This window comes from Haliea alexandrii (genome assembly GCF_003719295.1).
In the GTDB taxonomy this organism is placed as follows: domain Bacteria; phylum Pseudomonadota; class Gammaproteobacteria; order Pseudomonadales; family Halieaceae; genus Haliea; species Haliea alexandrii.
In genome coordinates, this window is sequence record NZ_RFLW01000001.1 from 133,497 (window position 1) to 146,118 (window position 12,622).

The following is a 12,622-nucleotide window of genomic DNA, read 5'->3' on the forward strand; positions in this document are numbered from 1 at the left end:
GAAACGCGGCGCAGCCCGATCTCACTCGGGAAACAACAGCATTCGCAAGCGCTTGCGGTCAATCTTGCTGGTGCCCGATTGCGTGCGTGGAAACCTGTCGACCAGGGCAAAGCGCACCTCGCCCCACTGCGAGAACTCCTGCCCCACGTGGTCAAGGCGGTCCTGGCTGGGCATTTCGGGGGCCTCCATCGCGACCACCGCCTCGGGTTCACCGGCCGCATTAACACCCGCAAACAGGCAGATGTAATCGACCTGCAGAATATTCTGTAGATTCGCCTCAATGGGTGCTACCGCGATTTTTTGCCCCCCAAGATTGACCACATCAGCGGCACGACCCAGCACACGAATCCTGCCATCTTCACGCCGTATCGCGAGGTCACCCGGATAAAAATAGCCCCCGCGAAACACAGCATGCGTTGTTTCTGGATCGCCCAAATAGCTCTGCGCATCCAGTTCCGTCAGCTTGATGCGCAAGTTGCCCACTTCATTGGCTGCACAGCGTTCATGCAACTCATTCTCTACCTCAACCTGACGCGTTCCGTGCGATGTGAACCAAGGTCCAGCTGCTGGCGTTTCCAGCTCTTCAAACAAAACACCAATATTCAACTCTGTGCAGCCATAAATACTGCGCACACGAAAAAACCGGGCGAGTGTTTTCGTCACCTTGGCCGATGTGAAGCCGCCGCCTACTGAGACGGCGGGCAGAGGGGTAAATTGCTCCGCCACCTCCTGCAAGGCGTCACTCTGGCTGAGGGTCATGGCTTGATCGGGGAGCAGGGTCGTATTGGTAAAACCGCTGGCAATCATTTTTTCCGCCCAGTCTGGACGCTGCTCGAAAATAACAGTGGCACCACAAGACCACACAGCAGGAGGCATCTTGAAGCCAATGGCAGTCCACAAGCCAAAGCCGAGCATATGATATTTGGTTGAGCTGTCGAACGCCTGATGGGCCCGCCGCTCTCTGTCCGATTCACGCTGCGTACGGCCAGGCTTGAACACCTTTTTATATTTTCCCGTTGTTCCCGATGTATAAAGAATATGCCCGTATTCACCCGCACTTTCTGCCAAGGCAGGCACGTCGAGTGCGCTGGAAGTCTCATAGAACGGCTTGTTCATCGCATAAATAGGGGCCAAGTCCGCCCCCTTCGGCACAGCCCCCTCTGCGGTACTGACGACAATGGCACGCATGCTCCCAACCTCAAGTGAGGCGAGTACATCCAGCGATGCGGCGCAAATCGTCGTGTACCCAAGCGCCTGCAAGGCAATGGTTGCCACCCAACAGTCCGCAAGGTCGTGTATTCTGATCGCCACTGTTCCCGGCGCTGGAGGAACAGACGCTGCGAATTCCCTTGATGCCCTGCCAATAGCACCGGCAAATGCAAGGTATGAGATTGGGTTTCCATTGTGGATGACAGCTGGCGAGCCAGGGGTCTGGGATGCAAAATCGAAAATGTACTCTGCAATGAACATGTGGTTTGCCTGCAAAGCCAACTCATTAATTAGAGGGACATTGTACATCGCACTCGCCCACTGACTGGAACTGTGGTGAGTGCGCCATCAGCCGCAACATCCGCATGAAACAGTTTGTGCCAAGCGGGCTGCCGTTAGTCGGGAAAAACGAGACTCCGCAGACGCTTGCGGTCAATTTTGCTGGTACCGGATTGGGTGCGAGGGAATGCGCTCAGCAGGGCAAAGCGCACCTCGCCCCACTGCGAGAACTCCTGCCCCACGTGGTCAAGCCGGTCCTGGCCAGGCAATTCGGGGGCCTCCATCGCGATCACCGCCTCAGGCTCACCGGTCGCCGCCATCCCGGCGAACAGACACACATAATCGACCTGCAGGATGTCCTGCAGGTTGGCCTCAATGGGCGCGACAGCCACTTTTTGCCCGGCCAGGATCACCACGTCGGCCGCACGCCCCAGAATACGAAAGGCCCCATCCTCACGCTGTACCGCGAGGTCACCGGGATAAAAGTACCCCTTGCCGAATGCCCCATCGGTGGCTTCCGCGTCGTCCAGGTACCCATCGGCATCCAGTTCAGTCAGCTTGACGCGCAGTCGCCCCTCTTCGTTGACTGCGCTCACCTGCCCCTGGTCATTCTCCACTTCCACCACGCGGGCACCCGTAGACTTCATCCAGCTGAGGTGTGCCGGTAGCGAGTAATCGTGATACAGCACACCCAGCCCCACCTCCGTACACCCGTACGAATTGACAAGGTCAAAGTACTGGCCAAGCACGGCGGTCACCTTCGCCGACACGAAGCCGCCGCTCATCGCAAAAGCGGGGCGAGCACCCTGCCGGGGCGGCAGGCTTCGCAGACTTGCGCATTCACTCAGCTTCAGCGCCTGGTCCGGCAGTAACGTTGCCCGTGTTACCCCACTGGTGACAAATGGTTCAGGCCAGTCGCTGCGCTGGTCGAGAATCGCCGTACCCCCCACTGACCACACGGAAGAGGGTGCCTTGTAGCCATTACCGGTCCACAACCCAAAGCCCAGCGCGTGATACCGGGTTGAACTGTCGTAGGCCTGAAAGCCGCATCGCTCGCGGTCGGCCTCTCGCTGTGTGCGGGCCGGCACCAACACCTTCTTGTACTTTCCTGTTGTGCCCGAGGTATAGAGAATATGCCCGCAAGCCTGCACATCCTCCGACAACTCCGGAACATCAAAGCCCTGCGCATCGTCAAACAGGGGCCGATCCATGGCATACACCGGTGCCAGACCTTGTGCGGCCTGCACATCCTCCTCAGAGGCACTGACGATAATGGCCCGCAGATTCCTCACCTCGAGCGAAGTCAGCACATCCAGCGATGCAATACAGATCGTGGTATATCCCCGCGCCTGCAGCGCAAGCGTTGCCACCCAGCAGTCCGCGAGGTCATGTATCTTGATCGCCACGGTGCCGGAGGGCAACGCTATCTGTTGTGCAAGCTCTGTGCTGGCCCGGGCAATCGCGCCGGCAAACGCCCGATAGCTTATCGCCTTGCCGTTGTGGATGAGCGCGGGCGCGGTCGGGGTGCGCGAAGCAAAGTCGAAAATGTACTGGGCGATGAACATGGGTGTCTCTACAAACGGCTCACGGGTTGAGCACGCCATTTTACACCGCCGCGTGGCCAATGACCCAGAACACTGCTAATTTAGGGGTAGATAATAGATCCGCTGGAGATCTATGCCCATGCCTGCCGCCGAACTGCACGATTTTGCCTACGAGGACTTCGCCGGGAATGCCCTGCACACCCTGTTGCGGGAAAATCGCGAGCGCGGCCCGGTGCAGCCCGCACTGTTCGGCGGGGAACCCGCTTTTCTTATCTGCGGCCACCAGGCGCTGGCGGAGGCCTTTCGCGACAACAATCAGTTCCCGCCCGCCGATGCCTACCGCATCACGATAGAACCCGTGCAAGGCGTCACCTTCCAGACCATGGAGGGAGCGCAGCATCGGCTGTACCGACGTCTCGCCACGCCCGCATTCCAGTCGCGCGTGGTGGACGCCATGGAGCAGGACGGTCTGGCTCGCATAGCCCACGAACTGATTGATCGGCTCGGCACGCGTCGCAGCGCCGACTTTGCACACGATTTCACCCACCGGGTGGCGTTTGCCGTGATCAGCCGTATGCTCGGCATTCCCACTGACAGGGAGGATGATTTCCGCGACTGGGCGGTGGGCTTTCTCGAATTCCCGCGCGACCCCGTGCACTCGCGCAAGTGCGCCGAACAAATCACACACTACCTGCTGCCCATTCTGGCTGAGCGCAGGCGTGCGCCCCGCGACGACATTCTTTCCGGCCTTGTGGCGGCGGAGGTGGATGGACGCAGGCTTACTGACGAGGAAATTCTCGCGCACATCCGCCTGTTGTTCAGCGCAGGCGCCTCGACAACCACGGATGCTCTGGGCAACCTGGTCTATACGCTGCTGGCAGAACCAGCGCGCTGGCAAGCACTGTTGGCCGAACCCGCGCTCCGCGCAGGGGCGATTGAGGAACTCCTCCGCTGGGAGACACCGGTGGCGATATTGCCACGGCTATCGGCGCCCCGCACTGTTGTCTTCCACGGCACAGAGATCCCTCCGGCTACCTTTTGCCTGTTTGCGATCGCCGCGGCCAACCGGGACCCCGCGGTGTTTGATCAACCAGACGTGTTCGATATGCACCGGGACAGCAGCAAGAAGCTGCTCAGCTTCGGCCCCGGTCCGCGCCTGTGCCCGGGCATGCACCTGGCGCGGCGGCAGCTCGCCGTGGCGCTGGATGTCATACTCGAGCGCTTGCCGGGCCTGCACCTGCTGGAGCCGGAGGACGCAGTGCCGCGAGGGGCTATTCTGCGTGGGCCGGCGCGACTGGCGGTGGGGTGGTAGACCCACCCTCAGGCAGGCAACTGTGGGTCATCTTCATCCAGCCGGTGATGCTCTGCCGGCTCGTCAAGTTGGGCAATCATTGTCTGCAGCGCCGCCGCGTGTTGCTCTTCCTCGGCGGCGAACCCTGCCGCCACGCGCCTGGTTTCCGAGCACAGACTATCGCTTGCTACCTGCCGGTAATACGCCGCCGCATCCTGCTCCTTATGCAAAGCAAGGTGCATGGCCTCGACAAGGCTCATACGATAGTGCAGCGCCTCGTAACTGGCGCTCTCCGGTGCCTCGGGGTCGGGCCAGGCATACTCCCAGGGCTGCAGCTGCGGCAGCACGTGGTCGCCGGCAAGTTCCGCCACCTCCTCCAGGTGTTGCCCCGCTTCGCAGGCCATGCGCTGGAAAAACGCGGCAGCGTCGCCATTGTGGTGTGCGGCCAGCGATTCGGACAGCTCCAGATAACGCTCCCGGGCCTCACTCTCAAGGGCCAGTGAGTGCGCCAGAAATGTTGCCAACTCGGTATGCAACGTCATTGCGCCGCAAAGGCCGCGGCAAGCGCAGCCAAAGCCTCGTTCTCGTTCTTGTTCTTGTTCTTGTGAATATGCAAGGGGGGTGGCCAGGTTGCACGCGGCTCGCGGTAGAGCAAGCCCGTCGCAAACCCGTCGTCCGCCAGAAACAAGCGCGCCGCCAGATCCGCACTATCCAACGGAGGCTCGCTGCGTTCATGCACGATGGCCTTCCAGTCAGTCTGTTCCGGACAGAACGTGATGCATTGCGAGAGGACATGGATAAAACTGAAGCCCTCAAACTCAATTGCCTCTGCGATCAGCTTCGCCATCTGGTTGGGGTTGCCGGAATAAGCGCGGGCAATCCACGGGGCGCCGGCGGCCAGGGCAATCGCCGCCGGCTTGAAGGGCCGCACGCCCGGCCCATGGGGCGTCAGCTTGCTGTGATCCCAGTCCATGGGGGTGGTGGGTGAGGCCTGCCCTTTGGTCATGCCGTACACCTCATTATCCATGGCGATATACACCAGGTTCACGTTGCGCCGGCAGGCATGCAGGAAGTGATTGCCACCGATTGAAAAGCCATCCCCATCGCCGCCGAGGGCGATGACGGTAAGTTCAGGCCTCGCGACTTTCAGGCCCTGCGCAACAGCAAGGCCCCGCCCGTGCACGCCGTGAAAGCCGTAGGCATCCACATACGCCGGCAAGCGCGACGAGCACCCGATGCCCGAAACCAGCACACTGTTGTCTTTGTCGATGGCAAGGGCCGCCATGGCCTTGGTAATGGCGTTGAGTACGGAGAAATGACCGCAGCCGGGGCACCAGATCGGTTTTACTGCCGATTTGAAACTCTTTGGGCTTACCGCAATGGGTTCGTTCATGCGTCCTGCCTTGCGCCGACCGCTTCGGCGATCGTGTGTGGATTGAGGGGCACGGGGCCGGGAATCGCCAGGCTTTCCAGCGGCAGGTCCAGGCGGCCTTTCAGGTAATGGTAAAGCTGCGCACTGTGATTCTGTTCCACCACGACCACACGCGAGCACCCGGCCAGGGCAAGCTCCAGGCCAGAAACGGGCAGCGGTGAAAGCAGTCGCAAGGCGACCGTGCGCACCGGCGCGCCCTGCTCAGCGAGCCGCGCAGCGGCCTCGTCGAGGGCGGCGCTGGCGGAGCCGAAGCTGACCAGAGCCGTATCACCCTTGCCGACACAGCGTCCCCAGTCCGGGCCGTAATCGAATGACTCCAGCTTCCGGCGGCGCTTGTCGAGCTGCTCGCGGTGATCCGATGCACGTGCCGAGGGTGTGCCGCGCTCGTTGTGTTCCAGGCCATCCGCCGTGTAGCGCGCATCAGCATCCCCGGGATGTGCAAGCGTGGAGACACCGCTCGCCGTGAGCCGGTACCTCAGATATTCATCGGTTGTGGATGGCGTGGGTTCCGCTGCCGCCAGAGCCGCGGGCAGCCTCGGGGGCGCAACCACGGCAGTGGACTGGCCGAGAAACTGGTCCGACAACACAATGGCGGGCACCTGCAGAGCCTGCGCGAGTTGCACCGCCCAGGCGGTCGCAGACGCACAATCCGGTATATCGAGTGCGGCCAATACCAGGTGCGGCGCATCGCCGTGAAGACCGTGCAAGGCGATATCGAGATCGGCCTGCTCCGATTTTGTGGGAATACCCGTGGACGGGCCGCCCCGCATCACATTAAGCAGCGTGAGCGGTGTTTCACTGGCAACCGCCAGACCGAGACTTTCACTCATGAGTGCCAGACCGGGGCCCGAGGTGGCGGTAAACGCCGGCACACCGCCAAACGCCGCACCGATGGTCATATTAATCGCTGCCAGCTCATCTTCTGCCTGCATCAGATGACCGCCCACGGCCTCCAGCCCGCCGGCCAGCCATTCAAGGGCATCCGAGGCCGGCGTAATCGGATACGCGGCGGCAAACCGAACCCCGGCTGACAGCGCGCCGAAGCCCGCCGCCTGATTGCCCGTAAGGCACCAGGCGCCGCTGGCATCACGAGCAGGCAAAGGCCTATCGATGTCTTTGGACGCGGCGTAACCCGACGCAATGCAGGCTCGCGCACCATCGCGGTAGGCCTCCGGTTTATTCGCCAGTTTTGCCAGGGCCTGTTCCAGCAAAGCACTCATGGGCAGGCGCAACAGATGCCCCAGCAAGCCGGCGGCCACCATGTTCATGCGGCCCTCGGGGTGACTGCTGCTGGCGAGCTGTGCGAAAGCGTGGTGTATCACAGGCAAGCCCCTGAGGGATGCGGGAATGCGCTCGCTGTCTTCACAGATCACCACCGTGTCCGGGCCGGCAATGATCTCATCCTGAAAGCGGTCGAAGTTCACCCAGTCCAGGGCCACAATGATGTCGTAACGGCCGGCGGCGGTGTAACGCTCGTGATCGGTAAACTTGAGTAGCGCGGCAGCCTCGCCACCGCGAATCTGGGGGCCGAACGCCTTGCGCAACAGCCCCCGTCCGCCACAGCGCGCCCAGGCCTTGAGCAAAAGCTCACCACAGGAGATCACTCCGGCACCACCCGCGCCGGTGATGGCTATCGACAACTGCGTGTCGCCCACGCTTTATCGACCCATGCTGAGCGCGATCTTCAGCACACCGTCACGCTGGTGCGAAAACAGGTCATAGGCCGCGACGATATCATCAAGCGCGTAGCGGTGCGTCACCATGGGCTTCAAATCCAGCCTGCTGGACTCGATCACACTCATCAGCCGCCGCATTCTCTCCTTGCCGCCGGGGCACAGGCTGGTGACGATCCGGTGATCGCCCAAACCGGCGGCAAAGGCACCGAGCGGTATGCTGAGGTCGGTTGAATACACACCGAGGCTGGACAGCGTCCCACCCGGCTTCAGCACACGAAGCGCCGACTCGAAGGTCTGCTGTGTGCCAAGAGCCTCGATGGCTGCATCGACCCCGCGCCCACCGGTGATGTTGAAGATCTCTGCCACCACGTCCACCTTGCGGAAATCCAGCGTGATATCGGCGCCCATCTGTCGGGACATCGCCAGCCGCTCATCGATGCCGTCAACCGCGATAATTAGCCCGGCTCCTTTCAGCCGGGCGCCCGCGGTTGCACACAGGCCGATAGGGCCCTGCGCAAACACCACCACAATGTCGCCAATGTTGATACCGGCGGACTCGGCGCCGGCAAAGCCGGTGGACATGATGTCCGGGCACATCAGCACTTCTTCATCGCTGAGCCCGTCCGGTACCGGCGCCAAATTGGCCTGGGCATCGGGCACCAGAATATATTCCGCCTGGGCACCATCAATGGTATTGCCGAAGCGCCAACCACCCATGGGTTTGTAACCATGGGCGTGGTGGCCGCCATCCTGTGATGGGCAACCATCCTGGCACGCATAGGACGTGTAACTAGGGCAGATGGCACCGGCGATCACCCGCTGGCCCTCGCGGTAACCCCGCACATTTTTCCCGAGCTTTTCGATAACGCCCACGGGTTCGTGCCCAACGGTAAGCCCACTCTCAACCGGGTATTCCCCTTTGAGAATATGCACATCGGTGCCACAAATGGTGGTGGTAGTCACTCGCATCAGGGCATCGTTATCACCGACATCCGGTATGGGCTTGTCCTGGATCTCAATTCTGCCCGGTTCCACAAACACTGCCGCTTTCATCATTACCATGACCGCACGCTCCTGGTTGCCTGTACTTTCAAGCTAGCAAGCGTTTTCAAGCGCCGCAAACGGGGAAAGGCTTTCCATTGATGCAGATCAGGAGGAGTGCTTTGCTGACCCGCAGAGGCAGAATTTTGACCTGCGCTAAGCCCGTCAGTCATGAATGCTAGCTCCCTCGGTGGTGTAAAATGGTCAACCTTCCTTTATGGATGAGGATTTCGTGGACGCTCGCGCCTTTACCCCAAGCAGTCTTGCCAGGCTCGCTCTTGCTGTAGTTCTCTGGTGCTTGATAGCAGGTGCCGCCTCAGCACCTGAAAAAATGGTGTTCAACCTGCTCAGTCGTGACGAGGGGCTGTCGCAAGTCACGGTCAACGATATTTTTCAGGACTCCCGGGGGTTTGTCTGGTTTGCGACCGAAAATGGCCTCAATCGCTATGACGGTCGCAATGTGCTGCAGTTCCAAGCAGACCCGGCCGATCGGGGCGCAATTGCCAACGATTTCGTCTGGTCTATCGTCGAAGATGCCGCCGGCGATCTGTGGCTGGCAACCGAGGGTGGGGGGCTGGTCCACTGGCAACGCGCTAGCGAAACCTTCAACAACATCGTGGTGCCTGGGGAAGATCTGGACCCCAGAAAACGGTTCGCTCGTCAGGTGATGATCGATAGCGCTGGCTCGCTGTGGGTTGGCACTCGCGGAGCAGGCCTGCTGCGGTTTGATGGCCGGGGAGAATTTTCAAACCATTACCCATTGGGGAGTGAGCAACAGTCTTCGGCAGAGGACGATGTTATTTACGCGCTGCTGGAAATAGCGGCGGGAGAATTTCTGGTGGGGGCCAGTAGCGGCCTCTACAGCTTCATGCTCGAAACCGGAGCCTTTGAAAAATTGCCGGGAAAATACGTCGACGTCTCTACACTATATATCGACGGAAAAGGCCACCTCTGGATTGGCACGTTGGAACAGGGGCTGGTGCGGAAAAACCTCAAAACCGGAGAAGAGCTGGCTTTTAATACCGGCTCCTCGCCGCCTGCCAGGCTGGCCAACAATGAAGTCCGCGATGTACAGGAAGACGCGGAGGGTCGCATATGGGTTGCGACACACGACGGCTTGCATCTGTTTTTGGGGGAGGCGCACGGCTTCCAGGTGTATCGTCAAAATGACCGGGACCGGCATAGCCTTTCCGACAATCAAATCATGTCGTTGCACCAGAGCGAAGACCACGTGTTGTGGGTGGGCACACGTCTAGGCGGCGTAAACCGGTGGAATCCCGATAGCTGGAAGCTGGGCGCCCTGACTCCGCCAGCACTGGACAATGCCGCGGTACTGGCATTTGAAGATGCTGGAATAGACGATACCTGGGTCGGAGCTTTCACTACCGCACTGCTTCAGCTGAGTGCAGAAGGAAAAGTCCTTAGAAAATTTGATCACGATAGCGGGTATGTCGAACGCGGGAATGCACCGGTATCGGCACTTTTAACAGACAGTGAAAGCCGCCTCTGGATTGGCACAATGGGAGAAGGTCTGCAGATGTATCTGCCGGACCAGAACCAATTGCACGCGCTGCGCCATGACCCCGCAGATGACCAAAGCCTGGGTGCAGATAGCGTGATGAGTTTGTACGAGGATAGCCAGCATCGCATTTGGGCCGGCACATTTGGCGGTGGCTTGTCTTTGATAGATCCCCAGACATTAACCGCGACACGCTATGTTCAGGGCACGCGGATCAGCGCTATCCGTGAAGATAGTTCCGGTGCTTTGTGGCTGGGGACGGATGGCGAGGGGCTGATTCGGCTTGAGCCAGACTCAGGCGCCGTTCACAGATTCCGGCACTCGGCGGATACCGCCGGAAGCCTCGGTTCTGATCTGATATTTTCCCTGCATATATCGCAAGACAGGTCCCTGTGGATAGGCACCTCCGGCGCCGGGCTGGTTCGGCTACTCGACACCGAGGATTGGAACCGGGAGCCCGTTTTCGAGCACCTGACCACAGGAAGAGGTTTAGCCAACAATGTGATCTACGGTATTTTGGAGGACTCGCAGAGACAACTCTGGCTGAGCTCAAATCGCGGCCTTATGCGCTTCAACCCGGAATCAGGGAGCATTCGCTATTTCCCTCGGGCAATTGGTTTGCAGAACGAAGAGTTCAATTTCGGCGCTTACCACAAGCGCCGAGACGGGCGGTTTTTATTTGGCGGAACTGGCGGCTACAACGCGTTCGACCCCATGGATTTTGGTGACCTTGATCAAGGGCCGAGAATTGCCCTCACGAGAATTGAAGTGGCCAACAAACCCCTTCAGCCCGTCGCAGCACTGGCGCGCAGCGGAGGACTGGAGCTTGATTACGACGAGAATGCGATCACTTTCGAATATGCGGCGCTCAGCTTTCTGGCTCCGGAAAGTAATCTCTATTCCGTGAAACTTGAAGGATTCGATCAAGACTGGACAGCGCCCAGCAAACGCATGCACAGCACCTACACCAATCTGGATGCTGGTCGTTATGTGTTCCAGATACGTGCCGCGAACGGCTATGGCGCCTGGAGCAAAACCCCGTTTGAGGTGGGAGTGGTTATTAACGCGGCGCCCTGGGCAACGCCGCAGGCTTATTTTGTCTACTGTGTGTTGATCAGTGCCTTGTTATACGGCTTTTTCCGTTGGCGGTTACGGGTTATCGAGCGCGAGGCCCGCATTCGCCAGCTGGCATTTTATGATCGTCGTACCGGTTTACCGAACCTTGACCTGTTTACGCAGCGAACGGCGGCGGCATTGAGCGAAACCCGCGAGGATGAGCGTTCCCTGGTGGTCATTACACTCCGACTCAAGACAATCGCAAGGCTACGAAATATTCTGGGCCTTGGCTCAGTGGATGAACTGCTGAGTACCGTAGTGCCGCGACTGACACAGCAATTGTTCGGGAGCGGACAATCGACCACAACATGCGACCTGGCTCGGATAAGCGAAACTGAGCTGGCGGCCTATGTCCTGTTAGACGACCCGAAAAGTGAAGCGGGCATCTGGGCAAACCGCTTATGCAAGGCGATCTCCAGCCCTATTTATCATGATGGTCGCCAACTGCATGTTTCGGTATTTGCAGGTATCGCCACATTTCCACAGGACGGGACCACCGCAACCAAATTGATAGAGTCTGCCAGCACGGCCGCTCAGGATAACGATGTCGGGCAAGCGGAGAGCTTTGCCTTCTACGATCGCAGCATGACCAAGCGCGCGATCGAGTTGCTCAGTTTGGAGAGCGACCTGCGCCAGGCCATTCGCGAGGATTCACTGGAATTGTATTTGCAGGGCAAGTTCGATTGTGCCGGCGTGCTTGTTGGCACAGAGGCGCTTTGCCGATGGAAGCACCCCGAGCGAGGCAGCATTTCGCCGGGCATTTTTGTGCCCCTTGCGGAAGAATCTGACCTCATCATGGAACTGGATGCGTGGGTGATCGGGCAGGTCTGGCGTCGCTTGCACCATTGGCAGACAAAATACCGGAACGTGTTCAGCATTGCTGTCAACGTGTCGGCGGATACTTTTGTCACGGGCCGCATTTTCGCTGTTCTGGAAAGACTCAGGGACCAGTATCCACTTGACCCTTCGTTGCTGGAAATCGAAATCACCGAATCGGTACTCGCCAGTGACCTGGAGAGAGTGACGAAAGCATTACTGCGCATCAAAGATCTGGGGCACATGCTCTCTCTGGATGACTTTGGCACCGGCTATTCTTCATTGACCTATCTGCAGCGATTCCCCATCGATAAACTCAAAATCGACCAGGCATTTATTCGGGATATCGAAACAAAGACTGACCAGCAGGCCCTGTGCAAAGCCATTATCGCATTGGCGCAAAGCCTGAACCTGCAAACCATTGCCGAGGGCGTCGAGACACAGACACAACAGGACTTGTTGGTGTCACTCGGCTGCGATCGGTTGCAAGGCTTTCATCTTCACCGGCCGGAGCCGATTGCTGACTTTGAACGACGTTTTTCCACTAGGGTATGATTCAGGAATCGGTTGGGCGGGCATCGATCAGATAGATAGATCACGCCTGTGAGGTGCCGAATAGGATTGACCGTGGGTCATTTTGAGTGGGCGTTGCGGCGTTCGGCGGGGACCATCGACCGAGGATAGACAACGGGGTAAATG

8 protein-coding genes are annotated in these 12,622 nt (G+C 59.4%); 2 read left to right on the plus strand and 6 right to left on the minus strand.

Annotated elements, in window-relative coordinates; all coding sequences use genetic code 11:
• Window positions 1–21: 21 nt before the first annotated feature.
• Both EGJ68_RS00630 and EGJ68_RS00635 read right to left on the minus strand, forming a co-directional pair.
• Window positions 22–1,518: an AMP-binding protein gene (locus tag EGJ68_RS00630; protein ID WP_123032647.1), complete on the minus strand. Its 1,497-nt coding sequence runs from the start codon at window positions 1,516–1,518 to the stop codon at window positions 22–24.
• 86 nt (window positions 1,519–1,604) lie between these two features.
• Window positions 1,605–3,092 carry an AMP-binding protein gene (locus EGJ68_RS00635; protein ID WP_123032648.1) on the minus strand — a complete coding sequence of 496 codons (1,488 nt, stop codon included), beginning with the start codon at window positions 3,090–3,092 and terminating at the stop codon, window positions 1,605–1,607.
• Between the two features lie 79 nt (window positions 3,093–3,171).
• On the opposite strand from EGJ68_RS00635, the gene EGJ68_RS00640 reads away from it, so the two are divergent.
• Complete coding sequence (locus EGJ68_RS00640) at window positions 3,172–4,344, plus strand: cytochrome P450 (RefSeq protein WP_158283440.1); 1,173 nt, start codon at window positions 3,172–3,174, stop codon at window positions 4,342–4,344.
• 8 nt (window positions 4,345–4,352) lie between these two features.
• Here the strand turns inward: EGJ68_RS00640 and EGJ68_RS00645 are convergent, their stop codons facing one another.
• Genes EGJ68_RS00645 through EGJ68_RS00660 form a run of 4 tightly spaced genes read right to left on the minus strand, consistent with a single transcriptional unit; the run spans window position 4,353 to window position 8,493 of the window.
• On the minus strand, window positions 4,353–4,865 hold the full coding sequence (locus EGJ68_RS00645) for a ferritin-like domain-containing protein (protein ID WP_123032650.1): 513 nt from the start codon (window positions 4,863–4,865) through the stop codon (window positions 4,353–4,355).
• Window positions 4,862–5,716, minus strand: coding sequence for a thiamine pyrophosphate-dependent enzyme (locus tag EGJ68_RS00650; protein ID WP_123032651.1), 855 nt, complete (start codon window positions 5,714–5,716; stop codon window positions 4,862–4,864). Before EGJ68_RS00650 ends, EGJ68_RS00645 begins: the two co-directional genes overlap by 4 nt.
• Entirely contained in the window at window positions 5,713–7,410 is a 1,698-nt protein-coding gene (locus EGJ68_RS00655) for a 2-oxoacid:acceptor oxidoreductase subunit alpha (RefSeq protein ID WP_123032652.1), read from the minus strand. The genes EGJ68_RS00650 and EGJ68_RS00655 overlap by 4 nt, the downstream gene beginning before the upstream one ends.
• Window positions 7,411–7,413: 3 nt before the next feature.
• Window positions 7,414–8,493, minus strand: a complete 1,080-nt coding sequence (locus EGJ68_RS00660) for an NAD(P)-dependent alcohol dehydrogenase (protein WP_123032653.1) — start codon at window positions 8,491–8,493, stop codon at window positions 7,414–7,416.
• A gap of 196 nt (window positions 8,494–8,689) precedes the next feature.
• Here EGJ68_RS00660 and EGJ68_RS00665 point away from each other — a divergent pair, with 196 nt between their 5' ends.
• Window positions 8,690–12,478 (plus strand): EAL domain-containing protein, encoded by a 3,789-nt coding sequence (locus EGJ68_RS00665; RefSeq protein ID WP_123032654.1) that lies wholly within the window; start codon window positions 8,690–8,692, stop codon window positions 12,476–12,478.
• The last annotated feature ends 144 nt before the right edge of the window (window positions 12,479–12,622 follow it).

Coding starts and splice junctions, on each gene's coding strand:
- EGJ68_RS00660 (WP_123032653.1), bottom strand. CDS start 8,493: ATGGTAATGATGAAAGCGGCAGTGTTTGTGGAACCGGGCAGAATTGAG.
- EGJ68_RS00665 (WP_123032654.1), top strand. CDS start 8,690: ATGGATGAGGATTTCGTGGACGCTCGCGCCTTTACCCCAAGCAGTCTT.
- EGJ68_RS00640 (WP_158283440.1), top strand. CDS start 3,172: ATGCCTGCCGCCGAACTGCACGATTTTGCCTACGAGGACTTCGCCGGG.
- EGJ68_RS00645 (WP_123032650.1), bottom strand. CDS start 4,865: ATGACGTTGCATACCGAGTTGGCAACATTTCTGGCGCACTCACTGGCC.
- EGJ68_RS00650 (WP_123032651.1), bottom strand. CDS start 5,716: ATGAACGAACCCATTGCGGTAAGCCCAAAGAGTTTCAAATCGGCAGTA.
- EGJ68_RS00635 (WP_123032648.1), bottom strand. CDS start 3,092: ATGGCGTGCTCAACCCGTGAGCCGTTTGTAGAGACACCCATGTTCATC.
- EGJ68_RS00630 (WP_123032647.1), bottom strand. CDS start 1,518: ATGTACAATGTCCCTCTAATTAATGAGTTGGCTTTGCAGGCAAACCAC.